The sequence below is a fragment of the Roseateles sp. T103 genome (assembly GCF_057219915.1).
The window spans coordinates 32,462-57,674 of sequence record NZ_JBXVVS010000004.1 but is presented as its reverse complement, the minus strand read 5'-3'; the positions used below and the strand labels follow the sequence as shown (position 1 = coordinate 57,674).

The 25,213-nt window shown below is 67.6% G+C and carries 25 protein-coding genes; 16 read left to right on the top strand and 9 right to left on the bottom strand.

Translation table 11 applies throughout. The features are described 5' to 3' along the window. Positions 1 to 27 precede the first annotated feature (27 nt). Positions 28 to 639, bottom strand: a complete 612-nt coding sequence (locus AC2EBS_RS12780) for an Lrp/AsnC family transcriptional regulator (RefSeq protein WP_484728806.1) — start codon at positions 637 to 639, stop codon at positions 28 to 30. Positions 640 to 841: 202 nt separating this feature from the next. Between AC2EBS_RS12780 and AC2EBS_RS12775 the strand changes: the two genes are divergently transcribed. After that, positions 842 to 4,402: an indolepyruvate ferredoxin oxidoreductase family protein gene (locus AC2EBS_RS12775; protein WP_484728805.1), complete on the top strand. Its 3,561-nt coding sequence runs from the start codon at positions 842 to 844 to the stop codon at positions 4,400 to 4,402. Between the two features lie 70 nt (positions 4,403 to 4,472). Here AC2EBS_RS12775 and AC2EBS_RS12770 read toward each other — a convergent pair whose 3' ends face one another. From AC2EBS_RS12770 to AC2EBS_RS12755, 4 genes are all read right to left on the bottom strand, one after another. Then, entirely contained in the window at positions 4,473 to 6,452 is a 1,980-nt protein-coding gene (locus AC2EBS_RS12770) for a TRAP transporter large permease (protein WP_484728804.1), read from the bottom strand. Next, on the bottom strand, positions 6,449 to 7,075 hold the full coding sequence (locus AC2EBS_RS12765; RefSeq protein ID WP_484728803.1) for a TRAP transporter small permease subunit: 627 nt from the start codon (positions 7,073 to 7,075) through the stop codon (positions 6,449 to 6,451). The genes AC2EBS_RS12770 and AC2EBS_RS12765 overlap by 4 nt, the downstream gene beginning before the upstream one ends. A gap of 120 nt (positions 7,076 to 7,195) precedes the next feature. After that, positions 7,196 to 8,320: a TRAP transporter substrate-binding protein gene (locus AC2EBS_RS12760; protein ID WP_484728802.1), complete on the bottom strand. Its 1,125-nt coding sequence runs from the start codon at positions 8,318 to 8,320 to the stop codon at positions 7,196 to 7,198. Between the two features lie 228 nt (positions 8,321 to 8,548). After that, entirely contained in the window at positions 8,549 to 10,075 is a 1,527-nt protein-coding gene (locus AC2EBS_RS12755) for a CYTH and CHAD domain-containing protein (protein WP_484728801.1), read from the bottom strand. 88 nt (positions 10,076 to 10,163) lie between these two features. Between AC2EBS_RS12755 and AC2EBS_RS12750 the strand changes: the two genes are divergently transcribed. Continuing rightward, a complete protein-coding gene (locus AC2EBS_RS12750) occupies positions 10,164 to 11,357 on the top strand; it encodes an alkane 1-monooxygenase (RefSeq protein WP_484728800.1) in 1,194 nt (397 codons plus the stop codon). Between the two features lie 12 nt (positions 11,358 to 11,369). Here AC2EBS_RS12750 and AC2EBS_RS12745 read toward each other — a convergent pair whose 3' ends face one another. The 4 genes from AC2EBS_RS12745 to AC2EBS_RS12730 form a co-directional block, all read right to left on the bottom strand. Beyond that, positions 11,370 to 12,287, bottom strand: coding sequence for a TIGR02285 family protein (locus tag AC2EBS_RS12745; protein WP_484728799.1), 918 nt, complete (start codon positions 12,285 to 12,287; stop codon positions 11,370 to 11,372). A gap of 34 nt (positions 12,288 to 12,321) precedes the next feature. Further along, positions 12,322 to 12,819, bottom strand: coding sequence for a GlcG/HbpS family heme-binding protein (locus tag AC2EBS_RS12740; RefSeq protein WP_484728798.1), 498 nt, complete (start codon positions 12,817 to 12,819; stop codon positions 12,322 to 12,324). Positions 12,820 to 12,893: 74 nt separating this feature from the next. Further along, positions 12,894 to 13,667: a hypothetical protein gene (locus AC2EBS_RS12735; RefSeq protein WP_484728797.1), complete on the bottom strand. Its 774-nt coding sequence runs from the start codon at positions 13,665 to 13,667 to the stop codon at positions 12,894 to 12,896. A gap of 17 nt (positions 13,668 to 13,684) precedes the next feature. Next, positions 13,685 to 14,347 carry a TetR/AcrR family transcriptional regulator gene (locus tag AC2EBS_RS12730; protein ID WP_484728796.1) on the bottom strand — a complete coding sequence of 221 codons (663 nt, stop codon included), beginning with the start codon at positions 14,345 to 14,347 and terminating at the stop codon, positions 13,685 to 13,687. 106 nt (positions 14,348 to 14,453) lie between these two features. Between AC2EBS_RS12730 and AC2EBS_RS12725 the strand changes: the two genes are divergently transcribed. From AC2EBS_RS12725 to AC2EBS_RS12660, 14 genes are all read left to right on the top strand, one after another. Then, a complete protein-coding gene (locus AC2EBS_RS12725; protein WP_484728795.1) occupies positions 14,454 to 15,401 on the top strand; it encodes an ABC transporter ATP-binding protein in 948 nt (315 codons plus the stop codon). Next, positions 15,398 to 16,171, top strand: coding sequence for an ABC transporter permease (locus AC2EBS_RS12720; RefSeq protein ID WP_484728794.1), 774 nt, complete (start codon positions 15,398 to 15,400; stop codon positions 16,169 to 16,171). Before AC2EBS_RS12725 ends, AC2EBS_RS12720 begins: the two co-directional genes overlap by 4 nt. A gap of 26 nt (positions 16,172 to 16,197) precedes the next feature. After that, on the top strand, positions 16,198 to 16,491 hold the full coding sequence (locus AC2EBS_RS12715; protein ID WP_484728793.1) for a BolA family protein: 294 nt from the start codon (positions 16,198 to 16,200) through the stop codon (positions 16,489 to 16,491). A 120-nt stretch (positions 16,492 to 16,611) separates the two neighbouring features. Continuing rightward, complete coding sequence (gene hisG / locus AC2EBS_RS12710) at positions 16,612 to 17,250, top strand: ATP phosphoribosyltransferase (protein WP_484728792.1); 639 nt, start codon at positions 16,612 to 16,614, stop codon at positions 17,248 to 17,250. An 11-nt stretch (positions 17,251 to 17,261) separates the two neighbouring features. Further along, a complete protein-coding gene (hisD, locus tag AC2EBS_RS12705) occupies positions 17,262 to 18,584 on the top strand; it encodes a histidinol dehydrogenase (protein WP_484728791.1) in 1,323 nt (440 codons plus the stop codon). A 14-nt stretch (positions 18,585 to 18,598) separates the two neighbouring features. Further along, complete coding sequence (gene hisC / locus AC2EBS_RS12700) at positions 18,599 to 19,687, top strand: histidinol-phosphate transaminase (RefSeq protein WP_484728790.1); 1,089 nt, start codon at positions 18,599 to 18,601, stop codon at positions 19,685 to 19,687. Then, positions 19,684 to 20,283: an imidazoleglycerol-phosphate dehydratase HisB gene (gene hisB, locus AC2EBS_RS12695; RefSeq protein ID WP_484728789.1), complete on the top strand. Its 600-nt coding sequence runs from the start codon at positions 19,684 to 19,686 to the stop codon at positions 20,281 to 20,283. Before hisC ends, hisB begins: the two co-directional genes overlap by 4 nt. Further along, positions 20,283 to 20,930 carry an imidazole glycerol phosphate synthase subunit HisH gene (gene hisH / locus AC2EBS_RS12690; RefSeq protein ID WP_484728788.1) on the top strand — a complete coding sequence of 216 codons (648 nt, stop codon included), beginning with the start codon at positions 20,283 to 20,285 and terminating at the stop codon, positions 20,928 to 20,930. Before hisB ends, hisH begins: the two co-directional genes overlap by 1 nt. Before the next feature lie 84 nt (positions 20,931 to 21,014). Continuing rightward, complete coding sequence (gene hisA / locus AC2EBS_RS12685) at positions 21,015 to 21,761, top strand: 1-(5-phosphoribosyl)-5-[(5-phosphoribosylamino)methylideneamino]imidazole-4-carboxamide isomerase (RefSeq protein ID WP_484728787.1); 747 nt, start codon at positions 21,015 to 21,017, stop codon at positions 21,759 to 21,761. Then, entirely contained in the window at positions 21,758 to 22,723 is a 966-nt protein-coding gene (locus AC2EBS_RS12680; RefSeq protein ID WP_484728786.1) for an MBL fold metallo-hydrolase, read from the top strand. The genes hisA and AC2EBS_RS12680 overlap by 4 nt, the downstream gene beginning before the upstream one ends. A 37-nt stretch (positions 22,724 to 22,760) precedes the next feature. Continuing rightward, positions 22,761 to 23,540 carry an imidazole glycerol phosphate synthase subunit HisF gene (gene hisF, locus AC2EBS_RS12675; RefSeq protein ID WP_484728785.1) on the top strand — a complete coding sequence of 260 codons (780 nt, stop codon included), beginning with the start codon at positions 22,761 to 22,763 and terminating at the stop codon, positions 23,538 to 23,540. After that, positions 23,540 to 24,190, top strand: a complete 651-nt coding sequence (gene rsmD / locus AC2EBS_RS12670; protein WP_484728784.1) for a 16S rRNA (guanine(966)-N(2))-methyltransferase RsmD — start codon at positions 23,540 to 23,542, stop codon at positions 24,188 to 24,190. Before hisF ends, rsmD begins: the two co-directional genes overlap by 1 nt. A 42-nt stretch (positions 24,191 to 24,232) precedes the next feature. Beyond that, positions 24,233 to 24,748, top strand: a complete 516-nt coding sequence (coaD, locus tag AC2EBS_RS12665) for a pantetheine-phosphate adenylyltransferase (RefSeq protein ID WP_484728783.1) — start codon at positions 24,233 to 24,235, stop codon at positions 24,746 to 24,748. A gap of 128 nt (positions 24,749 to 24,876) precedes the next feature. Then, positions 24,877 to 25,137 (top strand): YfhL family 4Fe-4S dicluster ferredoxin, encoded by a 261-nt coding sequence (locus tag AC2EBS_RS12660; protein ID WP_484728782.1) that lies wholly within the window; start codon positions 24,877 to 24,879, stop codon positions 25,135 to 25,137. Positions 25,138 to 25,213: the final 76 nt, after the last annotated feature.

The following is a 25,213-nucleotide window of genomic DNA, read 5'->3' as shown; positions in this document are numbered from 1 at the left end:
TCATCCTCGCATTGCCGCCGTCCGGGATCAACGCCTGCGCCGCGCCGGTGTTGCATCGGCCGCGGTGCCACCGCTCCTCGCCGCGCCAGCCAGGTGAGCCAGCGGCAGTGCCCCGCCGGCCTTGACCTCGCCCAGCGAGAAGCTGGTGTGGATGTCCTTCACATTGGGCAGGTGCAGCAGCGTGTCGATGGAAAAGCGGCTGAAGGCGTCGAGGTCGGTGGCCATCACCTGCAGCTCGAAGGTGCCGGCGCCGGAGATGTAGTGGCAGGAGATCACCTCGGGCAGGCGGCGGATCGCATCCTCCAGCACCTTGGTGTGGGCGCCGGTATTGCGGTCGGCATCCAGGCGCACGAAGGCCAGCACGCCCAGACCGATCTTGCGGCGGTCGATCTCGGCGCGGTAGCCGGTGATGTAACCCTGCTCCTCCAGCCAACGCACGCGCCGCCAGGTCGGCGCGGTGGACAGGCCGATGCGCGCGGCCAGCTCCGCGTTGGACAGGCGCGCATCGCGCTGCAGCTCGGCCAGGATGGCGATGTGCCAGCGGTCCAGCCCGCCGCCGTGCGGCGGCTCGTCGAGCACCGGATCGGCGCTGTCGGCACTGCTGCTGGTTTTCCCTGTAGCGGAATTTCTGGATGCCATTGTTTGCCTGGATTGCTATTTCGGGAAAGATTATTGCGCTGACCGACGGATTTTGGCGTCAGATAGAAAGCACTCGTCGCGATGCATTCTCTACACTGCTGCTCCAGTGCGGCGGCGAGAGCCGCGTGCCAAGATCGCCATGGCCGGGCGTGGCGCCACAAGCGGCGCGACCCGGACCGACAGCCTGGTTGGAGACAAGCCCATGAATGCCCCGCTACCCGAGCACATCCTGCGCGCGCTGGAGAAGGTCACGCTGGAAGACAAGTACGCGCTGGAGCGCGGCCGCGCCTTCATGAGCGGCGTGCAGGCCCTGGTGCGTCTGCCCATGCTGCAGCGCACGCGCGATGCGATCGCCGGACTGAACACCGCCGGCTTCATCAGCGGCTACCGTGGCTCGCCGCTGGGCGGCTACGACCAGGCGCTGCAGGCGGCCAAGAAGCACCTGGCCGCGCAGAACATCGTCTTCCAGCCCGGCGTCAACGAAGAACTGGGCGCCACCGCGGTGTGGGGCACGCAGCAGCTGGACCTGTTCCCCGAGAAGAAGCGCTTCGACGGCGTGTTCGGCATCTGGTACGGCAAGGGCCCCGGCGTGGACCGCTGCATCGACGTGTTCAAGCACGCGAACATGGCCGGCACTGCAAAGCACGGCGGCGTGATCGCGGTGGCCGGCGACGACCATATCGCCAAGAGCTCCACCGCGGCGCACCAGAGCGACCACGTCTTCAAGGCGGTGGGCTTCCCGGTGTTCTTCCCGAGCAGCGTGCAGGACATCCTGGACATGGGCCTGCACGCTTTCGCGATGAGCCGCTTCTCCGGCCTGTGGTCGGGCATGAAGACCATCCAGGAGATCGTCGAATCCTCGGCCAGCGTCAGCGTCGACCCGGACCGGGTGAACATCATCCTGCCGGAGGACTTCGAGATGCCCGCCGGCGGTCTGCACATCCGCTGGCCCGATCCGCCGCTGGAGCAGGAAGCGCGGATGATGGACTACAAGTGGTACGCCGCACTGGCCTATGTGCGTGCCAACCGCCTGAACCACAACGTCATCGCCGGTCCGAACGACCGCTTTGGCATCATCGCCAGCGGCAAGGCCTGGAACGACACGCGCCAGGCGCTGCACGACCTGAGCCTGGACGAGGCCACCTGCAGCCGCCTGGGCATCCGTCTGCACAAGGTCAATGTGGTGTGGCCGCTGGAGGCGACGATCACGCGCGACTTCGCGCAGGGCCTGCAGGAGATCCTCGTCGTCGAAGAGAAGCGCCAGATCATCGAGTACCAGCTCAAGGAAGAGCTCTACAACTGGCGGCCCGACGTGCGCCCGAATGTGCTGGGCAAGTTCGACGAGGCAGAAGGCGACGGCAGCGGCGGCGAGTGGAGCCGTCCCAACCCCAGCGCCAACTGGCTGCTGCGTCCGCAGGCCGACCTGACGCCGGCGATCATCGCGCGCGCCATCGCCAAGCGGCTGAAGAAGCTGGGCGTCGACGCCGACGTGCAGGCGCGCCTGGACGCGCGCATCGCGCTGATCGAGGCGCGCGAGGCGGCGCTGAAGGAAGAGGCCAGGGCAGCGGCAGGTGCCGACCGTACCCCCTGGTTCTGCAGCGGCTGCCCGCACAACACCAGCACCCGCGTGCCCGAGGGCTCGCGCGCCGTGGCCGGCATCGGCTGCCACTACATGGTCAGCTGGATGCCGGGGCGCAACACCTCCACCTTCACGCAGATGGGCGGCGAGGGCGTGCCCTGGGTGGGCCAGCAGCCCTTCACCAGCGAGAAGCACATCTTCGCCAACCTGGGCGACGGCACCTACTTCCACAGCGGTCTGCTGGCCATCCGCCAGAGCATCGCCGCCGGCGTGAACATCACCTACAAGATCCTCTACAACGACGCCGTCGCGATGACCGGCGGCCAGCAGGTCGGCGAGCGCGCCGAGGGGCACACGGTGCTGCAGATCATGCAGAGCGTCACCGCCGAGGGCGTGAAGAAGCTGGTCATCGTCACCGACGAGCCCGAGAAGTACAAGGGCGTGGCGCTGCTGTCCGGCGTGACGGTGCACCACCGCGACGAGCTCGACACCATCCAGCGCCAGTTCCGCGAGATCCCCGGCACCACGGTGATCATCTACGACCAGACCTGCGCCACCGAGAAGCGCCGCCGCCGCAAGCGCGGCAAGCTGGTCGATCCCGCCAAGCGCACGATCATCAACGAACTGGTCTGCGAAGGCTGCGGCGACTGCTCGGTGCAGAGCAACTGCCTGTCGGTGGAGCCGCTGGAAACCGAGTTCGGTCGCAAGCGCCGCATCAACCAGAGCACCTGCAACAAGGACTTCAGCTGCGTGAAGGGTTTCTGCCCCAGCTTCGTCACCATCGAAGGCGGCCAGCTGAAAAAGCCCAAGAAGGACAAGGCGCTCAGCCCCTTCGACGCCAGCCTCGCGCCGCTGCCGCAGCCGCGCATCCCCGCGGCGGACAAGGCCTGGGGCATCGTCGTCGCCGGCGTCGGCGGCACCGGCGTGATCACCATCGGCCAGTTGCTGGGCATGGCTGCCCATCTGGAAGGCAAGGGCGTGATCACGCAGGACGCGGCGGGCCTGGCCCAGAAGGGCGGCGCGACCTGGAGCCATATCCAGATCGCCGAGCGCGAGCAGGACATCTTCTGCACCAAGGTCGGCACGGCCGAGGCCGACCTGGTGATCGCCTGCGACGCCATCGTCGCGGCCAACAAGGCCACACTGGCGGTGATGCGCCCGGGCCGCACCTATGTCGCGCTGAACACCCATGGCACGCCCACCGCTAGCCTGGTGAACAACCGTGACTGGAGCTTCCCCGGCGCGGCCTGCGAAGGCGCGGTGGCGCAGGCCGTGGGGGCCGATCACCTGGGCGAGTTCGATGCCGAGGAGGTGGCGGTCAAGCTGCTGGGCGACTCGATCTACACCAACCCGCTGATGCTGGGCTTCGCCTGGCAGCAGGGCCGGGTGCCGCTGTCGCATGCCTCGCTGATGCGTGCCATCGAGCTCAACGGCGTGCAGATCGACAACAACAAGGCCGCCTTCGAGTGGGGCCGTCGATGCGCGCACGACCTGGCCGCGGTGAAGAGCCTCTACGCGGCGCAGCAGGTGATCAACATCGTCAAGCGCCCGGGCCTGGACGAGATCGTTGCCAAGCGCGTGGACTTCCTCACCGGCTACCAGAACGCCGCCTATGCGCAGCGCTACAAGGCCTTCGTCGATCAGGTGCGGGCCGCTGAAGGCGCGCTGAACTCGACGCGCCTGACCGAAGCGGTGGCCAAGTCGCTGTTCAAGCTGATGGCCTACAAGGACGAGTACGAGGTCGCGCGCCTGCATACCGATCCGCAGTTCGTGCAGCAGATCGCGTCGCAGTTCGAGGGCGACTACAAGATCGTCCACCACCTCGCGCCGCCGCTGCTGGCCAAGAAGGATGCCAAGGGGCATCTGGTGAAGCGCCCCTTCGGCAGCTGGGTACGGCCGGCCTTCGGCCTGCTGGCCAGGCTGAAGGGCCTGCGCGGCACGGCCCTGGACATCTTCGGTCACACCGAGGAGCGCAAGATGGAGCGCGCGCTGATCCAGCGTTACCGCGACAGCATCGAGGCGCTGCTGGCCAAGGGGCTGAACAGCGAGCGCCTGGCGCTGGCTGTCGAGATCGCCCGCCTGCCCGAGGAAATCCGCGGCTATGGCCATGTCAAGGAGCATGCGGTCAAGGCGGTCGACGTCAAGTGGCAGCGCCTGATGGCGCAGTGGCGCGACGCTGCCTGAGTCCGGTTGCGGCAAAGTAAAAGGGCCCGCGATCCGCGGGCCCTTTTCATTGCTGCGTTTGCGCTGCCGCTCAGCGTCCGTACAGCACCTCGGGCAGCCACAGGCCGATGCCCGGGAACAGGTACAGCAGCACGATCGCGATGACCTGTATGCCCATGAAGGGCAGCATGCCGGCGAAGATCTGGTTCAGCGTCACATGCTTGGGCGCCACGCCCTTCAGGTAGAAGGCGCTCATCGCCACCGGCGGGCTGAGGAAGGCGGTCTGCAGGTTCAGCGCCACCAGCAGGCCGAAGAACAGCGGGTCGACGCCGAAGTTGTCCAGCAGCGGGATGAAGATGGGCATGAAGATCACGATGATCTCGGTCCACTCCAGCGGCCAGCCGAGGATGAAGATGATCACCTGGCTGAGAATGAGGAACTCGGTCTTGCTCAGGTTCAGGCCCAGCACCCATTGCTCGACCAGTTCCTGCCCGCCCAGCAGCGCGAAGGCCGCCGAGAAGATCGCCGAGCCGACGAACAGCCAGCAGACCATCGCGCTGGTCTTGGCGGTGAGAAACACGCTTTCCTTGACCACGTCCATGGTCAGCTGCTTGTAGGCGGCAGCGAGCAGGAAGCCGCCCAGGGCGCCGACGGCGGCCGCCTCGGTGGGCGTCGCCAGGCCAAAGACGATGGAGCCCAGCACCGCGAGGATCAGCACCAGCAGCGGGAAGAAGCTGGACAGCAGCATCTTGAAGATCTCAAGCCGCGCAAAGCTGAGCAGCGCATAGAAAGCCAGCAGGGCCACGCCGCCGGCGGCCAGGCCGATCCAGTAGCCCTGAGGCACCGGGCGCCGCTCACCGACCGCGTTGGCATCGGCCGCGGCTGAGGTGGTGGCTGCGCTCGCTGCCGCGGTCATCGCTGCGCTGGCTGCGGGCTCGGAGGCGGCCTCGGCACTGCCCAGCTCCTGTGGCGTGTCTTCCTCGCTGCCGGGCGGGGCAGCAAGGCCGCCCTCATCGGCGTCCTTGTCCTCGCTGCCGGGCGGCTCAGCCAGCCCCCCTTCGGCGGGAGCGGCATCTTCTGCACCCATCTCGGTGAGCGCGCTGTCCGGTGTCTCGATCGGCAGCGGCGCGGTGACGCTCTGGTAGCTGCTGAGTGCCACCGCGGCGAACAGCAGCGCCGGCATCAGCGCGATGCCCAACTGCTTGAGCAGGTAGCCGGTGGCGACCTCCTGGTTGCGCTTGCCCTTGAGTGCGCCCAGCAGCAGCGGCAAGGCTGCCTTGGCCTGGCTGGCGCCGATTTTCAGCAGCGGCTCGGGCAGCGGCACGAAGCGCTGTTCTTCCGTCAGTGGAGGTGCCATATCCGGCCGGATCTTGGCCAGGATGATCACGTAGACGATGTACAGGCCGGCCAGCATGATGCCGGGGAAGAAGGCACCGGCGTACAGCTGCACCACCGACACGCCGGCCGTGGCGCCGTAGACGATCAGCAGCACCGAAGGCGGGATCAGGATGCCCAGACAGCCGCCAGCGGTGATCGCACCGGCCGAGAGGCGCACGTCGTAGCCGCCCTTGAGCATCTGCGGCAGCGCCAGCAGGCCCATCAGCGTGACCACCGCGCCGACGATGCCGGTGGCGGTGGCGAACACTGCACAGGTCACCAGCGTGGCCACCGCCAGCGAGCCCGGCACGCGCGCCAGCGCCAGGTGCAGGCTGCGGAACAGCTTCTCGATCAGGTTGGCCCGCTCGACCAGGTAGCCCATGAAGACGAACAGCGGGATCGAGATCAGCACGTCATTGGACATCACCTTGTAGGCCGACTGCACCATCAGGTCCAGGGTCTTGGCGGTGTTCTCCTCATAGGCGATCCAGGTGAAGACCATGCCCATGCCCATCAGCGTGAAGGCCGTGGGGAAGCCCAGCATGATGGCCACCACCACCAGCGAGAGCATCAGCAGGCCGATATGGCCGTTGGTGATCTTGGGCACGGCGATCAGCATGCCGATGGCGGCCGCGAGGATCAGCCCCATCAGGATGAAGCCGAACCAGAGTTCTTTGCGCAGCTTGAGCTTCATGATGCCTTGTGCCCTTCCTTGGCCACCACGTACTTGTCCAGGGCCTCGATATCGGCATCCTTCACGTGAACCATCTCCTTGAGCTTGTCGACGTCCACCTCCTCGACGTCCTCGTCGCGCTTGGGCCACTCGCCCTCACGCAGGCAGATCGCGCAGCGCACGATCTCGACGATGCCCTGCAACAGCAGTACCGCGCCGGCGATGGGGATGATGAACTTGAACGGGTACAGCGGCAGCGCGTCAGCCGAGAAGGTCTGCTCGCGGATGGCCAGCGAGTCCTGCGCGAAGTTCCAGCCGGCCCAGGTCAGCGCCACGATGCCGGGCAGGAAGAACAGCACATACAGCACCAGGTCGATGGCGGCCTGCGTGCGCGGACGGAAGAAGCCATAGAGCACGTCGCCGCGCACATGGCCGTTCTTACTCAGCGTGTAGGCGCCGGCGGTCATGAACAGCGTGCCGTAAAGCATGATCTGCGCATCGAGCACCCAGGCATGCGGCTTGTTGAGCACGTAGCGGGAGAAGACCTCCCAGCTGATCAGCAGTGTCAGGCCGATGATGGCCCACGCGAAGGTCTTGCCAATCCAGGTGGAGAAACGGTCCACCGCCAGCAGCAGGTTCTGCATGGTTGGGTCTCTTCCAGACAACGAAGAATGGGACAGGAGCAGCGGACGCCGGGAGGTCCGCGCAAGCAAGAGGGCGCCGCCCTCGGCGGCGCCCTTCAGCGGCTCTTCACGAAGCCGGCATCAGCCCTTCTTGCGGCCGAAGTAGTGGTTGTAGGCCATCTTGAAATCGACCATGTAGTCGTTCTGCCATTGGCCCGCGCGTTGCGCGAAGGCGCGCTGGCTGTCCAGCACCTTCTTGAACAAGGCGTTCTCGCCGCCCTTCTTGGCGGTGATCTTGTCCCAGGCCGCCAGCTGGGCGCGCAGGATGGCATCGGGCGTCTTGTAGAACTTGACGCCTGACTTCTTCAGATCTTCGTAGTCCTTGGAGTTGCGCTCGATGGCCTTCCAGCTCATGTCGGCGCTGGCGGCTTGCACGGCGTAGTCGATGATCGCGCGCAGCTCCGCGGGCAGGGCGTTGTACTTGCCCTTGTTGAAGAGGATTTCGAACTGCTCGCCGCTCTGGTGGAAGCTCTGCAGCATGCAGTTCTTCACCACGTCGGGGAAGCCGAGGATCTTGTCGGAGCTGGCGTTGTTGAACTCGGCGCCGTCGATCAGGCCGCGGTCCAGCGCCGGCACGATCTCGCCGCCGGGCAGCGGGTTCACCGCCGCGCCCATCTCGGTGTACATGTCCACCGCCAGGCCCACGGTGCGGAACTTCACGCCCTTGAGGTCGGCCTCCTTGGCAATGGGCTTCTTGAACCAGCCGAAGGGCTGGGTCGGCATCGGGCCGTACAGATAGGAGACCACGTCCATGTTGAGGGACTTGTAGATCTCCTCCAGCAGGGCCTTGCCGCCGCCGTAGTTGTGCCAGGCCAGCACCATGTTCGGGTCCATGCCGAAGGCCGGGCCCGAACCCCACAGTGCCAGCGCCGAGTTCTTGCCGTAGTGGTAAGCAACCACGCCGTGGCCGCCGTCCAGCGTGCCCTTGTTGACCGCATCGAGCAGCTGGAAGGCCGGCACGACGGAGCCGGCAGGCAGCACCTCGATCTTCAGCCGGCCGCTGGCCATGTCGTTGACCTTCTTGGCGAAGTCGCTGGCGTACTCGTGGAAGATGTCCTTGGCCGGCCAGGTGGACTGGAAGCGCAGGGTGACGGCTTCCGCCTTGGCGATCATCGGTGCGGCCAGCGCTCCGGCGGCCACGGCGCCAGTGGCGCCCTTCTTCAGGAAGCGACGGCGCGGTGTGGCGCTCTTGCTGTTCTCGCTCATCATTTGTCTCCTGTGGTCTGGGGTTTGAAATCGACCGGCGACACCGATGGCGCCGCCTGCCGCTGGAGCTCTGCTATGGCTGCAGTTCGTTCCTCAGCGAATGTCGAACGCAGGGGCGGCACCGGCAACTGGGTCAAACCCCTGAGACGATGATGAGCGGTCCGGATTTCGCACGCTGTTCGCAATACCACGTACATGCCCACGCGGCGCAGGCAGGGCGCTGCGAGGTCAGCGCAGTTCGAAGCGAGCGGCGACCCGGCGCAGGCGACGCAACCGGCGGCGTGCCCGTCTGTGCAGCTGTGCCAGCTGGGCACAGAGCCAGCCCAGCTCGAAGCCGGTGCGCAGCGGGGCGCCGGCGGCGTCAGCATCCTGGCGTCGCTGCGCCAGGGCGCTTTCGAGGTCCTGCCAGTCGCCCAGCACCTGCTGCGCGCGGCGCAGCGCCTCCAGCAGTTCGTCGGCGTCATCGAAGAGCGCCGACGTGAACTCCAGCGCATAGCGCAGGCGCTTGATGCGCCGCCGCAGGCGGTGACGCTGTGCGTCGTCGAGCTCGTGCAGCGCCGGGCCGGCGGCCTGTAGCGGCTCCAGCCAGCGCCGCAGGCGGCGACGCAGCTGCGGCCGCAGGCGGGGCGACTCGGCGGCCGCAGCCAGTGTGCCCAGTTCTGCCACCAGTCCGATCAGCGCCAGCAGCAACTGCTGCACGCCGCGGTCGCGCAGCAGCGCGATCAATGCCGTCTGGTCCTGTGGCGTGGCCGCAGGTGTCGCTGCGCCCGGGAACTGGCTTTGCCAGGCGGCATCCAGCTCGGCGGCGCAGAGGCCGGCGCGAACCTCGACGTCGCGCAGCGCACCGAGGCGGTCGAACCAGTCCTCCGCCTCGGCGTCCACTTGCGCCATCAAGTCCTGCAGCGACTGCAGGCCATCCAGCCCGTCAAACAGCGCCAGCGCGCTGCGCAGCCGGCGCAGGCCCACGCGCAGCTGGTGCAGATGCTCGGGCGTGCTCTGGCCGGTGGCGATCTGGCTGGCGTTGCGCAGGATCTGCGGCAGGCAGCCGAGCAGCGCGGTATGCAGTCCTTCGGCTGCACCCATGCCGCGGCGAAGCGGCGGCGAGGGCTGCGCCTGCTGGGGCGCAGCCATGGCCAGGCCGCGCGCGAGCAGGTCGCCGAGCTCGGCCTTGCTGCGCAGATCCAGCCACAGCCCCAGGTTCAGCGCATGCTGGCGCGCGGCGTCGAGCAGCGCTTGCGGAGGGCCGGAGCGCAGCTCCAGCTCCAGTTCGCAGACCGGCACGCGCAGCAGCTCGCCCTCGCGCTCGGCGATCAGGTGGCCGCGGTCGTAGGCGATCTCCACGCGCGCGCCGCCCAGGCGCAGCGTGCGCGTCAGGCGCACGATGTCGGTCCGGTAGACGCAGTGCAGCGGCTTCGCCTCCGGCGCGGCGAGCAGGGCCAGCAGGCGCTCGCCCACCGGCGTGCCCGCGTGGCGTGCAGGGTCCAGCGCCGGCAGTGTCCGGCCGCGTGCGTCGAGCTGCACATCGTGCTCGAGCCGGGTCATACCGTCCTCGCCGCTGCCCTTGAGGGTTTGCACCCAGTGGCGGCCCTCCAGGCGCAGGCGCAGCGCCAGTCCCGCCGCAGCGAGACGGCGGTCGGCGCTGTCGAAGTAGGCCGCCTGCAGACGCAGGCGCCGCGTGCTGCCCTTGTGTACCCAGGCCTCGGTCGCGGCGCGCGCGACGATGGGAACCTGGTACTTGAGTTCGATCTCCTGCATGGCGACCATCATGCCAGTGAGCGGTGACAGCACGAAGCTGCGTGTAGGTCCTCTTGACCGGTGGTGCGGCCAGGCACAGCATCGATCCATGGACAAAGCCCTGCACAAGATCGAGGCTGCCGCTGCGCCGGCCGAGCCGCGCTGGCGCGATCGGCGCTACTGGTGGTGGCTGCTGTCGCCAGCGTTTCCGCTGCTGGTCTGGCTCAATGTCGACGCCTACGCGAAGAGCGGGCAGGAGGCCTGGCTGTGGCTGAGCAGCGTGGTGATGTATGGACTGATCCCGGTGCTGGACTGGCTGCTCGGCGAGGACCGCAGCAATCCGCCCGAGTCCGCCGTCCCGTCACTGGAGCGGCAGCGCTGGTACCGGCTGATCGTCGTTGCCTTCATCCCCTTCCAGTACCTGCTGACGCTGCATGGCGCCTGGATCGCCGTTCACCACGAGCTGAGCTGGTTCGGCTGGGCCGGGCTGATCCTCAGCGTCGGCGGCATCAACGGCGTGGCGATCAACACCGCCCATGAGCTGGGCCACAAGCTGCCCGCCTGGGAGCGCTGGCTGTCGCGCATCACGCTGGCGCCGGTGGCCTACGGTCATTTCTACGTGGAGCACAACCGTGGCCACCACCGCCGCGTGGCCACGCCCGAAGATCCGGCCAGCGCGCGCCTGGGCGAGAGCTTCTGGGCCTTTCTGCCGCGCACGATGATCGGCAGCCTGCGCTCGGCCTGGGCCTTGGAGCGTGCGCGCCTGGCCGGCCGCGGCCTGGGCGTCTGGCGCTGGCGCAATGAATGCCTGCAGGCCTGGGCGATGACGGTGCTGCTCTACGCCGCGCTGGCGGTCTGGCTGGGCCCGGCGGTGCTGCTTTTCCTGGCGGTGCAGGCCTTCTACGGCGCCTCGCTGCTGGAGGTGGTGAACTACATCGAGCATTACGGCCTGCTGCGGCCGCTGGGCAAGGACGGGCGCCGCGTGCGCTGCACGCCCGAGCATTCCTGGAACAGCAACCACCGGGTTTCCAACCTCTTCCTCTACCAGCTGCAGCGCCACAGCGACCATCATGCGCATCCGGCGCGGCGCTACCAGGCGCTGCGCCACTTCGACAGCAGTCCGCAACTGCCGTCCGGCTATGCGGCGATGCTGCTGCTGGCCTATGTGCCGCCGCTGTGGTTCCGCGTGATGGACCGGCGCGTGCTGGCGCACTACGGCGGCGAGCTGTCGCGCGCCAACCTGCAGCCGGGTTGCGAGGACGCGCTGCGCACGCGCTATCGAGCGCTGATGAAAAGCGGCTGAAGAGCGGCGGGCTTAGCGCTGCCGCGCAGGCGTCGCCGCTGCGGGCGCAGCGAAGGCACTCTCGGGTGTGGCCTGCGCGCGGCGCTTGTAGAAGTCCTCGATCATGCGGCCGTAGCGCTGCCGGGCCTGCGGCGTCATCCAGCGCTCCACGCCGGAACGTGCCTGGGCATCCTGCGCCAGCGCAGCGATGTGGCGGTCGATCTGCACGATCATGCGCCGGCCCCAGTCGGTGCGCGGACAGGCGATGCCTGCGACCAGCGCCTGCTCATTGCCCTCGATGGGCACGCTGACCAGATCGGCATGGTCCAGCGCCTTCGCATCGGACTGCTGCTCCCAGGCCAAGGTGTAGTCGTAGTCGATCGCATAGTCGGCGCGCCGGTGCGCCACCTGCTGCAGCGGCCGCAGCGCAGCGGCGCTGAGCACGGCGCCCGAGTCGCTCGGTCGCTCGCGGATCAGGCGGTCCAGGTAGCTGCCATAGCTGCGTGCCTGCAGCAGCGCGCCGCGCAGCGTGCCGTCGGCCAGCAAGGCGGCAAAGCGCACTTCGCCGCGGGCGTTCAGCGGCAGCTTGGCGAGCAGCTCGCGCCGGGTGATGAGCATCTGCGGCGGTACCAGCAGCATGTCGGCGATGTAGGCGACACGCTCGCGTTCCGGCACGCGCAGCGCGGTGGTGAAGCAGGCGGGTTCGCCGGCCTCCAGCATGGTCACGATGCGCTTGTTGTTGGCCACCAGGTAGCGGTGCTCAACCTCAGGCCAGCGCTGCACAATGGCCTTGACGTATTCGTCGGCAAGGCCCTGTGTCGGCCGCCCGTCCACCGGCATGGATGAGGGCGGGAAGTCGCGCAGCAGCCACGTCATGGTCTCGGCGCCCCAGGCGAGCTGGGTGCCCAGCAGCAGCGCCAAGGCTGCCGTGCCGCGGGTCAGTCGCTGCATGCGCCGATCCGGCCAGGGCCCGGTGAGCCGATGGCTAGAACTCGATCGCGCTGGCGATGGCCTTGATGCCGGCCATGGCACAGGCCTCATCCGCCTCGCCGCCGGGGCCGCCGGAGACGCCGATCGCGCCGTAGAGGCTGCCGCCGCCCTCGATCAGCACGCCGCCACCGGCGGCGAGGAAGCGCGGCAGGCTGCGCAGGCCGCTCATCGGCTTGCCTGGCTGGGTCTCACCGGCCAGTGCCTGGGTATTGGTGCGAAAGCTCAGCGCGGTCCAGGCCTTGTCAGCCGAGACCGGCACGGTGTGGGGGCCGGCGAAGCGGTCGCGCAGCAGGACCTGGGTGGTGCCGGCGCGGTCCACGACCGCCACGGCCACCTGGTAACCCTGCTTGCGGCAAGCGTCCAGCGCGGCGCGCGCCGCTGTCAGCGCGGTCTCGGGCGTCAGCGACTTGGTCTGGAAGGTGGCGTCCTGGGCGAATGTCGCCGTGCTCAGCAGCGACAGGGCAAGAGCGGTGATCGTCGGGCGCAGTGCCATGGGGGTCTCCTCGTTGCGACTGAAAGGGTGGTGACGAGAATCCGGCATCAAGACCAGCCGCCGCTTGAGCGGCGTCAATCTTCGAGTTCTTCGCGCGCCATCGCCACGTCAAGGGTTTCCATCGCATCCAGAGGCTCGCAGTCCGCGGCCTTGGCGTAGAGCTCCTCGGCGAGCTTCAGCCGCTTCTCGCCTTCCAGCATCACCAGGCCGTTGGCGCGCTCGATCATGCCGATGGCGCTGCCCGGGTTCAGCTTGAGCGCCTGCTCGTACATCTTCAGCCCGGTGGCGGTGTCGGCGCCCTGGGTCTTGCCGAGCAGCTTGCCGACCTTGTCGATCACCTCGGCATGGAAGGCGCCCAGCGCGATATGCGCGTCGGCATGCTTGGGTTGCAGCGCGATGGTCTTCTCCAGCGCAGACTTGACCTTGCCGCCCAGGCCTTGCGTCAGCGCCTTGGCCACGCTGATGCCCTGGCTGTAGCGGCCGATCGCGTAGGCCTGCCAGTACCAGGCGTTGGGGTTGTCGGGTTCGACCTTCTGCTGTGCCTCGGCACGCTCGGCGACGTCGAGCAACAGTTCCAGCTTGGTCTTTTCCTTCTTCTCCAGATAGTTGGCGTAAATGGCCTGAGCCTTGTTGGCCGCGGTGATGCCGGCGCCTCCGGCGGCCAGGCCGGCTTCGACCGCCTTCTGGAACTCGCCGGCGTGGAAATGGATCCAGGCCTGCACCACCGCAGGGTCCTTGGGCCAGGGCTCTGCGTCGCCCAGATGCAGCCTCGTCCAATGCTTCTTCAGGCTGGCTGCGTCATAGACGAAGGCGCTGTTGTCGTAGGGGAAGGCAGTCCACTTGGCCATGAGTCGTCTCCTTGTGATCAGTTGTCGTCAGTCTTGTAGCGGCCGGCGAGCGCGTAGAGGTGCTCGCGCGAGGCGGGCTCCAGATAGGGCAGCAGCAGGCTCAGCACATGGAAGGCGCCACGCATCAGCGCCGCGCCGGCCAGCTCGGGCTCCAGCGCGTGGCGCGGGTCGCGCACGTACTCGTAGCTGAGCCAGTAGCTGAGCAGCACCACCATGGCCTCGGCGGTGGGGCCGACAGCGCGCGCATCGATGCCCAGCGCGCCGCCCTGGCCCAGGCCGTGCAGCACCGCGCGCACTGCGCGGCCCTTGTGCGCCAGCACCGCCTGGAACTGCGTCTCCAGCTTGCGGTTCTTGCTGAGCAGGTCGTTGAGGTCGCGGTAGAGAAAGCGGTGCTTCCAGATCAGCTCGATGAGCATGTGGAAGAACAGCCAGGCATCCTCGACATGGCGCACGTCGTCGGCGGCGCCGAGCAGGCCGTCCAGCGAGGCCTGGTATTGCGCGAACAGCGCATTGATCAGCTCGTCCTTGGCCGGGTAGTGGTAGTAGAGATTGCCGGGGCTGATGCCCAGTTCGGCCGAGATCAGCGTGGTCGAGACATTGGGTTCGCCGAAGCGGTTGAACAGATCCAGCGTCACCTCGAGGATGCGTTGGGCGGTGCGTCGCGGCTTCTTGGCTGTCATGGACGAGAGGACAAATCCGGAGGTCTCCTGCTGCGATTCTGGCACTGTCAGTCTGCGCAGAGCCGCGGATCGGCGTGGTTCGGGTGCCTTACCTACAATTCGCGCCATGCAAAACCACATCAAGCCGGCCTATGGCGCAGGGCCGGCCGTCTCGTTCCGGGACGTGGCCAAGACCTACCGCGGCGGGCAGGTCCGAGCGCTGGACGGGGTTTCCTTCGACATCCAGCCGGGCGAGTTCTTCGGCTTGCTCGGCCCCAACGGCGCCGGCAAGACCAGCCTGATCAGCATCCTCGCCGGCCTGTCGCGGGCCAGCGGCGGACGCGTCAGCGTGCTCGGTCACGACGTGGTGGACGACTATGCCGCGGCGCGCAAGGCGCTGGGCATCGTGCCGCAGGAGCTGGTCTTCGACCCCTTCTTCAGCGTGCGCGAGACGCTGCGTATCCAGAGTGGCTACTTCGGCGTGCAGAACAACGAGGCCTGGATCGACGAGTTGCTGGAGAACCTGGGCCTGGCCGACAAGGCCAACGCGAACATGCGCCAGCTGTCCGGCGGCATGAAGCGCCGCGTGCTGGTGGCCCAGGCCCTGGTGCACCGCCCGCCGGTGATCGTGCTGGACGAGCCCACCGCCGGCGTGGACGTGGAACTGCGCCAGACGCTGTGGTCCTTCATCGCGCGGCTCAACAAGGAGGGCCACACGGTGCTGCTGACCACGCATTACCTGGAAGAGGCCGAGGCGCTGTGCCACCGCATCGCGATGCTCAAGAGCGGGCGCATCGTCGCGTTGGACAGCACCTCCAACCTGCTGGCCGGCAAGGCCTCGACGATGCTGCGCTTCAAGACCGATCAGGCGCTGCCGCCGCAGCTCAGCAGCCAGGCCCGCGTGACCGGTCGCATCGCGCAGATCAAGGCGCATGACGCGGCCGAGGTCGAGACCATCCTGGCCACGCTGCGCGCAGCGGGCTGCAAGGTCGAGGACCTGGAGATCGGCCGTGCCGATCTGGAGGACGTGTTCCTGGAAATCATGCAGCAGGGCAGCGGGGAGGGCAGGGCATGAGCGCCGGCATTCGTCTCGAGGGCGCGATGACCCTCTTCAGGAAGGAAGTGCTGCGCTTCTGGAAGGTCAGCTTCCAGACCGTGGCCGCGCCGGTGCTGACGGCGATGCTCTACCTGCTGATCTTCGGCCATGTGCTCGAGGAGCATGTGAAGGTCTACGGCTCGGTCAGCTACACCGCCTTTCTGATCCCGGGTCTGGTGATGATGAGCGTGCTGCAGAACGCCTTCGCCAACTCCTCGTCCAGCCTGATCCAGAGCAAGATCACCGGCAACCTGGTGTTCCTGCTGGTCACGCCGCTGTCGCACTGGGCCTGGTTCGTGGCCTATGTGGGCGCATCGATGGTGCGCGGCCTGACCGTGGGCCTGGGCGTGGTGGCGGTGACCTTCTGGTTCTCGCCGCCGGGGCTGGCGCAGCCGCTGTGGATCCTCGTGTTCGCCTTGCTCGGCTCGGCGCTGATGGGCACGCTGGGCCTGATCGCCGGGCTGTGGGCGGAGAAGTTCGACCAGCTCGCCGCCTTCCAGAACTTCATCGTGATGCCGATGACTTTTCTGTCCGGCGTGTTCTATTCGGTGCACTCGCTGCCGGCCTTCTGGCAGGGCGTGAGCCATCTGAACCCCTTCTTCTACATGATCGACGGCTTCCGTCGCGGCTTCTTCGGCGTCAGCGATGTGTCGCCCTGGCTGAGCCTGGGCGTGGTGGCTGTGGCCTTCGTCGTCGTCGCGGGCGTGGCGCTGGAACTGCTGCGTCGGGGCTACAAGATTCGCGGGTAAACACCAACCGGTACAATCGCCGCATCATGGCCGATCCCACCCCCGCCGAAGTCCAGCAATACATCGCCGACGGGCTTGCCTGCCAGGCACTGCAAGTCGAGGGCGACGGTCGCCACTTCTTCGCCACCATCGTCTCTGCGGAATTCGAGGGACTGAGCCGCGTGCGCCGCCACCAGCGCGTCTACCAGGCTCTGGGCGAGCGCATGCGCGAGCAGATCCATGCGCTGTCGATGAAGACGCTGACGCCGGCCGAATGGTCGGCCTCGCCCGAGGCTGCCGAGCCGGCAGCCCCTGCCGGCCATCACCATCATCATCACTGACGCCATCCGCACGCTGCACTGACAAGCAAGCACGTGGAGGATGGCGGTGAAGCGCCGCGCCCGCTGGTGACTCCGCTGCCGTCCCCCTCGCCCCAGATCGAGAAGGACGCCGCACTCACCATGATCACCCTGGCACTCTCCAAAGGCCGCATCTTCGAAGAAACCCTGCCGCTGCTGAAAAGCGCCGGCATCGAGGTGCTCGAGGATCCCGAAACCTCGCGCAAGCTGATCCTGCCGACCAACCGCGAGGACCTGCGCGTGGTGCTGGTGCGCGCCACCGACGTGCCCACCTATGTGCAGTACGGCGGCGCCGACCTCGGCGTGGCCGGCCGCGACGTGCTGATCGAGCATGGCGGCGAGGGCATGTACCAGCCGCTGGACCTGCAGATCGCGCAATGCCGCATGAGCGTGGCGGTGCGCGCCGACTACGACTACGCCAGCGCCGTCAAGCAGGGCTCGCGCATCCGCGTGGCCACCAAGTACACCGAGATCGCGCGCCAGCACTTTTCCGACAAGGGCGTGCATGTGGACCTGATCAAGCTCTACGGCTCGATGGAGCTGGCGCCGCTGACCGGCCTGGCCGATGCGATCGTCGACCTGGTCTCCACCGGCAGCACGCTGAAGGCCAACAAGCTGGTCGAGGTGGAACGCATCATGGACATCAGCTCGCGCCTGGTGGTCAACCAGGCGGCGCTCAAGCTCAAGCGCGAGCCGCTGCGTGCGCTGATCGATGCCTTTGCCGCGGCGATTCCGGCCTGAGGGTGACGAGCATGAGCACCATTCAGTTGCGACAACTTGCCACCGCCGACGCCGACTTCGAAGCGCAGTTCCAGCGCGTGCTGCACTGGTCGGCCGAGACCGATGCGGCGATCGAAGGCCGCGTCGCCGAGATCCTGGCCGATGTGAAGACGCGCGGCGACGCCGCGGTGCTGGAGTACACCGCGCGCTTCGACCAGGTGCAAGCCGAGAGCCTCGCGCAGCTGGAGCTGACGCGGGACGAGCTGAAGGCTGCCTTCGACGCGATCACCCCGGCGCAGCGCAGCGCCCTGGAAGCCGCCGCCGCCCGTGTGCGCAGCTATCACGAGAAGCAGAAAGAGGCCTGCGGCCTGAGCTGGAGCTACCGCGACGAGGACGGCACGCTCTTGGGCCAGAAGGTCACGCCGCTGGACCGTGTGGGCATCTATGTGCCGGGCGGCAAGGCGGCCTATCCGAGCAGCGTGCTGATGAACGCGATCCCCGCGCATGTGGCGGGCGTGCCCGAAATCATCATGGTCGTTCCCACTCCGCGAGGTGAGAAGAACGCGCTGGTGCTGGCCGCCGCCTATGTGGCCGGCGTCAGCCGCGCGTTCACGATCGGCGGCGCGCAGGCTGTTGCCGCGCTGGCCTACGGCACGGCCACCGTGCCGCGCGTGGACAAGATCACCGGCCCGGGCAATGCCTATGTGGCCAGCGCGAAGAAGCATGTCTTCGGCCAGGTCGGCATCGACATGATCGCCGGCCCCAGCGAGATTTTGGTGCTGGCCGATGGCACGACGCCGCCCGACTGGGTGGCGATGGATTTGTTCAGCCAGGCCGAGCATGACGAGTTGGCGCAGAGCATCCTGCTGTGCCCGGACGCCGGCTATATCGCCAAAGTGCGTGAATCCATCGAGCGCCTGCTGCCGACCATGCCGCGCCAGGCCGTGATCCGCGCCTCGCTGGAAGGTCGCGGCGCGCTGATCCAGACGCGTTCGATGGACGAGGCCTGCGAGATCTCCAACCGCATCGCGCCCGAGCATCTGGAGGTCAGCAGCCAGGACCCGCATCGCTGGGAGCCGCTGCTCAGGCATGCCGGCGCGATCTTTCTCGGTGCCTACACCAGCGAATCGCTGGGCGACTACTGCGCCGGGCCGAATCATGTGCTGCCCACCTCGGGCACCGCGCGCTTCTCGTCGCCGCTGGGCGTCTACGACTTCCAGAAGCGCAGCAGCCTGATCGAGGTCAGTGAGGCCGGCGCGCAGAAGCTGGGCCCGATCGCCGCCGAGCTGGCCTATGGCGAGGGTCTGCAGGGCCACGCGCAGGCGGCCGAGCTTCGACTGACGCGCAAGGCATGAGCGAGATGACAAGCATGAGCGACGACACCAAACTTCGCCAAGCGCTGGCTCGCATCCGCACCGATGTGCGCGGCGCGCATGGCTACGCGGTGCAGCCCTCGGCCGGCATGATCAAGCTGGACACGATGGAGAACCCGTTCCGGCTCTCCGATGAGCTGCAGCGCCAGCTGGGCGAGCGCCTGGGCCGCGTGGCGATCAACCGCTATCCGGCCGAGCGCACGCTGGAGCTGGCCGCGGCGCTGGCCCGGCATGCCGGCATGCCCGAGGGCTGCGGCATCACGCTGGGCAACGGGTCCGATGAGATCATCACCATGCTCAGCATGGCGATCGGCATCCCGGGTGCGAAGGTGCTGGCGCCGCTGCCGACTTTCGTGGTCTACGAGATGGCGGCGCGCTACCAGGGGCTGGGCTTCGTCGGCGTGCCGCTGACCGCCGACTTCGAGCTCGACGAGGCGGCGATGCTGGCTGCCATTGCCGAGCACCAGCCGGCGCTGATCTACCTGTCCTATCCCAACAACCCGACCGCGAACCTGTGGGACGAGGCGGTGATCGAACGCATCGTCGAAGCGGCCCCGGGCCTGGTGGTGATGGACGAGGCCTACCAGCCCTTTGCCTCGCGCGACGCGATGGCGCTGATGCAGCGCCATGCCCATGTGCTGGTGATGCGCACGATGAGCAAGTTCGGCCTGGCCGGCGTGCGCATCGGCTATCTGCTCGGGCGTGCCGAGCTGGTGGCCGAGATCGACAAGGTGCGCCCGCCCTTCAATGTCGGCGTGCTCAATGCCGAGGCGGGCCTCTTTGCGCTGGAGCATGCCGAGGTCTATGCCGAGCAGGCGCAGATCCTGCGGCGCGAGCGCGACGCCTTGCTGGAAGCCCTGCCGGCATTGGCTGGCGTGGTGAAGGTCTTCCCCAGTCAGGGCAATATGATCCTGCTGCGCGTCAATGACGCGGCCCGCGCCTTTGCCGGCATGAAGGCGCGCGGCGTGCTGATCAAGAACGTCTCCGGCCTGCATCCGCTGCTGGCCAACTGCCTGCGCATCACGGTGGGCACGCCCGAGGAAAACCAGGCCATGCTGGCCGCGCTGAAGGAGTCGCTCCAATGAGCCAAGGACAACGCATTGCCGAGGTGCAACGCGATACCAAGGAAACGCAGATCCGCGTGCGCGTCAACCTGGACGGCACCGGCGAGGCCAAGCTCAACACCGGCATCGGCTTCTTCGACCACATGCTGGACCAGATCGCGCGCCACGGCCTGATCGACCTGGACATCGAAGCCAAGGGTGATCTGCACATCGACGGCCACCACACGGTGGAAGACGTCGGCATCACGCTGGGCATGGCGGTGGCCAAGGCCATCGGCGACAAAAAGGGCATCACCCGCTACGGCCACGCCTATGTGCCGCTGGACGAGGCGCTGTCGCGCGTGGTGGTCGATTTCTCCGGCCGCCCGGGCCTGGAGATGGACGTCAAGTTCACCGCCGGCGCGGTGGGTGCCTTCGACACCCAGCTGACCTACGAGTTCTTCCAGGGCTTCGTCAACCACGCACTGGTGACGCTGCACGTGGACAACCTCAAGGGCCACAACGCGCACCACCAGGCCGAAACGATGTTCAAGGCCTTCGGCCGCGCGCTGCGCATGGCGATGACGCTGGACCCGCGCTCGGCCGGCGTCATTCCTTCGACGAAGGGGTCGCTGTAATGGCTCGCACTGTTGCCGTGGTGGACTACGGCATGGGCAATCTGCGCTCGGTCTCGCAGGCCGTGCTGCATGTGGCTGATGGCTCGGGGCTGGAGGTGGTGATCACCTCTAAGCCCGACGAGGTGCGCGCCGCCGAGCGCGTGGTGCTGCCGGGCCAGGGCGCGATGCGCGACTGCATGCGCGAGCTGGCCGACTCCGGGTTGAAGGAAGCGGTGCTCGAAGCCGCTGCAGCGAAGCCGCTGATGGGTGTCTGCGTCGGCATGCAGATGCTGCTGGACCACAGCGAGGAGCAGGACACGCCGGGCCTGGGCCTGATCCCGGGCCGCGTGCAGCGCTTCCGCCTGGAAGGCCAGCTGCAGCCCGATGGCAGCCGCTTCAAGGTACCTCAGATGGGCTGGAACCGCGTCAGCCAGGTGCAGCCGCATCCGGTCTGGGCCGGGGTGCCCGACGAGGCCTGGTTCTACTTCGTGCACAGCTACTACGCGCGCCCGTTAGATGCGCGCCACAGTGCCGGCGAGACCGATTACGGCCTTCGCTTTACCTGTGCGGTGGCCCGGGATAATATTTTTGCCACCCAGTTCCACCCCGAGAAAAGTGCCGCGCACGGGCTCGCCCTGTATCGCAACTTCCTGCACTGGAAGCCTTGAGGGAAACGTCGTCAACGTCTTCCCTGAACGCACTGTTTCCTGCTCCCCCTTCCACAGCTTTTCCTCCAACTGACCTCTTCGGCCATGCTGCTGATCCCCGCCATCGACCTCAAGGACGGCAAGTGCGTCCGTCTTCAACAGGGCGACATGAACGCGTCCACCACCTTCGGCGACGATCCGGCCGCGATGGCCCGTCGCTGGCTCGATGCTGGTGCGCGCCGTCTGCATCTGGTGGACCTCAACGGCGCCTTCGCCGGCAAACCGGTCAACGAGGGTGCGATCAAATCGATCATCCGCGAGGTCGGTGATGAGATCCCCATCCAGCTCGGCGGCGGCATCCGCGACCTCGACACCATCGAGCGCTACCTCGACGACGGCCTGTCCTACATCATCATCGGCACCGCCGCGGTGAAGAACCCCGGCTTCCTGAAGGACGCCTGCAGCGCTTTCGGCGGCCACATCATCGTGGGCCTGGACGCCAAGGACGGCAAGGTCGCCACCGACGGCTGGAGCAAGCTCACCGGCCACGAGGTCGTCGATCTGGCCAAGAAGTTCGAGGACTACGGCATCGAAGGCGTGATCTACACCGACATCGGCCGCGATGGCATGCTCACCGGCATCAATATCGATGCGACGGTGAAGCTGGCCCAGGCGCTGTCGGTGCCGGTGATCGCGTCGGGCGGCCTCTCCAGCATCAAGGACATCGAGGCGCTGTGCGCGGTGGAGCACGAAGGTGTCGAAGGCGTGATCTGCGGCCGTGCGATCTACACCGGCGACCTGGACTTCGCCGCCGGCCAGAAGCGCGCCGACGAATTGACGGGCGACACATGAGGAAAGGGGCCGTTGCCCTGGCGCTGGCTGGCATTGCGGCGCTTGCGGCGGCGGCGCCGGCAGAGCCGGCGTTCGAACTCAAGTCGCTGGGGCAGGGCGTCTATGCGGCGATTGATCGCCAGGGGCGGGCCGGCGCGAACGCCGGTTTCGTGATCGGCACCGAGGCGGTGGCGGTGATCGACAGCTTCTTCCGTGAGGAGGCTGCCCGCGCGCTGCTGGCGGAGATCCGCAAGCTCACGCCGCTGCCGGTGCGCTACGTCATCAACACGCACCACCATATCGACCATGTGTCGGGCAATCGCTTCTTCAGCGAGAACGGTGCCACGGTGGTGGCCCAGCGTCAGGTGCTGGACTGGCTGCAGCCCGAAAACCTGCGCCTGGTCGGCGGCGAGCGGGCCAGCGATGAACGCAAGCGGCAGGTGGCTGCGCTGAAGGCGCCGCAGCTGGGCTACGAACAGCAGCTGAGCCTGGACCTGGGCGGACGCCGCATCCTGCTGCAGCATCTGGCCGGACATACCGGTGGCGACACCGCGGTCTGGGTGGCCGATGCGCAGGTGCTGTTCCTCGGCGACCTGATGTGGCGCGCCAGCGTGCCCAATCTGATCGACGCGCGCGTGCAGCGCTGGATCCCGACGCTGGACGCGCTAGACGCCTTGCCCGCCGCTACCGCGGTGGTGCCCGGTCATGGCGAGATGGCCGATCTCGCAGACATGCGCAGCTTCCGCGACTATCTGCGCGACTTGCAGCGCCATGTCGATGCAGCGCTTGCCCAACCCGGCGAACTCGCCCAGCGTCAGCAGCAGGTGCTGGACGCGCTGCGCTCCCGCTACGGGCAGTGGGCCTATTTCGAGCGCCTGGCGCCGGCCAATGTGCGCGATATGCTGGCCGAAGCCGAAGGGCGCAAGCGCACGCCCGAGCCCATGCCGGCGCAAGCCCTGCCTGTGCCTGCCCAGGGCCGCTGACAGCGCATCCGATCGAACACTGAGCTTCTCATCCGCCATGCTTGCCAAACGCATCATTCCCTGCCTTGACGTGACCGGTGGTCGCGTCGTCAAGGGCGTCAACTTCGTCGAACTGCGCGATGCCGGCGACCCGGTGGAGATCGCCGCGCGCTACAACGAGCAGGGCGCCGACGAACTGACCTTCCTGGACATCACCGCCACCAGCGACGGCCGCGACCTGATCCTGCACATCATCGAAGACGTGGCCTCGCAGGTCTTCATCCCGCTGACCGTCGGTGGCGGCGTGCGCAGCGTCGAGGACGTGCGCCGCCTGCTCAATGCCGGTGCCGACAAGGTGAGCTTCAACTCGGCCGCGGTGGCGCGGCCCGAGCTGATCCGCGAAGCCTCGGACAAGTACGGCGCGCAGTGCATCGTCGTGGCGATCGACGCCAAGCGCCGCGTCGGCGAGGACCTCGCCGCCAAGGGCCCGGGCTGGGATGTCTACACGCACGGCGGCCGCAAGAACATGCATATGGACGCGGTGGCCTGGGCGCGGCAGATGGCCGAGTTCGGCGCCGGCGAGATCCTGCTCACCAGCATGGACCGCGATGGCACCAAGAGCGGCTTCGACCTCGAGCTCACCCGCGCGGTGGCCGATGCGGTGCCGGTGCCGGTGATCGCCTCCGGCGGCGTGGGCACGCTGGACCATCTGGCCGACGGCATACAGATCGGCGGCGCCGATGCGGTGCTGGCCGCCAGCATCTTTCATTACGGCGAGCACACCGTGGGCGAGGCCAAGGCGCTGATGGCCCAGCGCGGCATCACCGTGCGGCTGTGATGGGCAGCGGAGCGCGCGAGCGGGCCGAGCGCCGGGCCGCCCCAAGCCGGCCCGCATCCCCGCGGGGGATCGGCGACCGTACCCGCTCGGCGAGGGGTACCCATGAAGTGCGCATCATCGGCGGGCTGTGGAAGCGCTCCAAGCTGCCGGTGGCCGACCGCCCCGGACTGCGCCCCACACCCGACCGCGTGCGCGAGACGCTGTTCAACTGGCTGGGCCAGGACCTGAGCGGCTGGCGCGTGCTCGATGCCTTCGCCGGCAGCGGCGCGCTGGGCTTCGAGGCGGCGTCGCGCGGCGCGGCCGAGGTGCTGCTGCTCGAACGCGATCCGCAACTGGCGAAAAGCCTGGAAGCCAGCCGCGTGCGGCTCAAGGCCGAGCCGGCGCAGCTGCGCATCGAATGCGCTGACGCGATCAGCTGGATGGGCCGCTGTGCGCCCGCACGCTTCGAGTTGGTGCTGCTCGATCCGCCTTTCGATGCCGGCCTGTTCGAGCCGGCGCTGCGCGCTGCCGCGCCGCTGCTGGTGGCGGGCGGCCTGCTTTATGTGGAATCGCCCGAGCCGATCAGCCCGCTTGCGGAGCTGGACCTGGAACCGCTGAAGAGCGGCCGCGCTGGCGCGGTGCACTACCAGCTCTTTCGTCGCGGCGGATAATTCCGCGCAGAACAGCAAGGCCCCCGAGCCAAGGAGCGAGACTTGACTTCCGTGACCCGACTCACCGCCGTCTATCCCGGCACCTTCGACCCGATGACGCTGGGTCACGAGGACCTGATGCGGCGCGCCAGCCGGCTGTTCGAGCGCCTGATCATCGCGGTGGCTGCCGGCCATCACAAGCGCACGATGTTCAACCTGGACGAACGGCTGGCGATGGCCGCGGAGCTGGCGTCCAACTATCCGAACGTCGAGGTCATCCCCTTCCGCGGCCTGCTGCGCGACTTCGTCGTCGACAACGGCGGCAAGGTGGTGGTGCGCGGGCTGCGCGCGGTCAGCGATTTCGAGTACGAGTTCCAGATGGCCGGCATGAACCGCAAGCTGATGCCCGATGTGGAGACGGTGTTCCTCACGCCCTCGGACCAGTACCAGTTCATCTCCAGCACCTTCGTGCGCGAGATCGCCACGCTGGGCGGCGACGTCTCCAAGTTCGTCTCGCCGCTGGTGCTGGAGCGGCTGCAGGCGCGCATCGCCGCGGCAGGCGGCAGCAAGGAAACTTGAGGAGCCGCCATGGCACTGATGATCACGGACACGGGAGGCGGGAATCGGCGAGGCATGCCTTGCCCCGCCGAGCGCGGCCTGCGCCTGCAAGCGCTGGCCGTGTTCGTCCGTCAGGCTGGAGGTGCGATATGGCACTGATGATCACGGACGAATGCATCAACTGCGATGTCTGCGAGCCCGAGTGCCCGAATGAGGCGATTTTCATGGGCGAGGAGCATTACTTGATCGATCCGGGCAAGTGCACCGAATGCGTCGGCCATCACGACGAGCCGCAATGCGTGGCCCTGTGCCCGGTCGCCTGCATCCCCGTCGACCCGGCGCACCAGGAGAGCCGCGAGACGCTGATGCAGAAGTACCTGCGCCTCAACGCGGCCAAGAAGACCGCCTGAGCACGGCGCTGCGGGACGTCAGGCCTCCGATGTCGACCGGCCATCGGCCGAAGGGCTGCTGCGCCGGGTGTCCCAG

Bases quoted from the DNA above. Each gene is read 5' to 3' on its own strand.
- AC2EBS_RS12730 (WP_484728796.1), bottom strand. From the start codon at position 14,347: ATGACAGCCAAGAAGCCGCGACGCACCGCCCAACGCATCCTCGAGGTG.
- AC2EBS_RS12725 (WP_484728795.1), top strand. From the start codon at position 14,454: ATGCAAAACCACATCAAGCCGGCCTATGGCGCAGGGCCGGCCGTCTCG.
- hisD (WP_484728791.1), top strand. From the start codon at position 17,262: ATGAGCACCATTCAGTTGCGACAACTTGCCACCGCCGACGCCGACTTC.
- AC2EBS_RS12775 (WP_484728805.1), top strand. From the start codon at position 842: ATGAATGCCCCGCTACCCGAGCACATCCTGCGCGCGCTGGAGAAGGTC.
- AC2EBS_RS12745 (WP_484728799.1), bottom strand. From the start codon at position 12,287: ATGCAGCGACTGACCCGCGGCACGGCAGCCTTGGCGCTGCTGCTGGGC.
- hisC (WP_484728790.1), top strand. From the start codon at position 18,599: ATGAGCGACGACACCAAACTTCGCCAAGCGCTGGCTCGCATCCGCACC.
- AC2EBS_RS12660 (WP_484728782.1), top strand. From the start codon at position 24,877: ATGGCACTGATGATCACGGACGAATGCATCAACTGCGATGTCTGCGAG.
- AC2EBS_RS12755 (WP_484728801.1), bottom strand. From the start codon at position 10,075: ATGCAGGAGATCGAACTCAAGTACCAGGTTCCCATCGTCGCGCGCGCC.
- AC2EBS_RS12740 (WP_484728798.1), bottom strand. From the start codon at position 12,819: ATGGCACTGCGCCCGACGATCACCGCTCTTGCCCTGTCGCTGCTGAGC.
- AC2EBS_RS12680 (WP_484728786.1), top strand. From the start codon at position 21,758: ATGAGGAAAGGGGCCGTTGCCCTGGCGCTGGCTGGCATTGCGGCGCTT.
- AC2EBS_RS12770 (WP_484728804.1), bottom strand. From the start codon at position 6,452: ATGAAGCTCAAGCTGCGCAAAGAACTCTGGTTCGGCTTCATCCTGATG.
- AC2EBS_RS12765 (WP_484728803.1), bottom strand. From the start codon at position 7,075: ATGCAGAACCTGCTGCTGGCGGTGGACCGTTTCTCCACCTGGATTGGC.
- hisF (WP_484728785.1), top strand. From the start codon at position 22,761: ATGCTTGCCAAACGCATCATTCCCTGCCTTGACGTGACCGGTGGTCGC.
- hisA (WP_484728787.1), top strand. From the start codon at position 21,015: ATGCTGCTGATCCCCGCCATCGACCTCAAGGACGGCAAGTGCGTCCGT.
- AC2EBS_RS12715 (WP_484728793.1), top strand. From the start codon at position 16,198: ATGGCCGATCCCACCCCCGCCGAAGTCCAGCAATACATCGCCGACGGG.
- AC2EBS_RS12780 (WP_484728806.1), bottom strand. From the start codon at position 639: ATGGCATCCAGAAATTCCGCTACAGGGAAAACCAGCAGCAGTGCCGAC.
- AC2EBS_RS12750 (WP_484728800.1), top strand. From the start codon at position 10,164: ATGGACAAAGCCCTGCACAAGATCGAGGCTGCCGCTGCGCCGGCCGAG.
- AC2EBS_RS12760 (WP_484728802.1), bottom strand. From the start codon at position 8,320: ATGAGCGAGAACAGCAAGAGCGCCACACCGCGCCGTCGCTTCCTGAAG.
- hisB (WP_484728789.1), top strand. From the start codon at position 19,684: ATGAGCCAAGGACAACGCATTGCCGAGGTGCAACGCGATACCAAGGAA.
- rsmD (WP_484728784.1), top strand. From the start codon at position 23,540: ATGGGCAGCGGAGCGCGCGAGCGGGCCGAGCGCCGGGCCGCCCCAAGC.
- AC2EBS_RS12720 (WP_484728794.1), top strand. From the start codon at position 15,398: ATGAGCGCCGGCATTCGTCTCGAGGGCGCGATGACCCTCTTCAGGAAG.
- hisH (WP_484728788.1), top strand. From the start codon at position 20,283: ATGGCTCGCACTGTTGCCGTGGTGGACTACGGCATGGGCAATCTGCGC.
- hisG (WP_484728792.1), top strand. From the start codon at position 16,612: ATGATCACCCTGGCACTCTCCAAAGGCCGCATCTTCGAAGAAACCCTG.
- AC2EBS_RS12735 (WP_484728797.1), bottom strand. From the start codon at position 13,667: ATGGCCAAGTGGACTGCCTTCCCCTACGACAACAGCGCCTTCGTCTAT.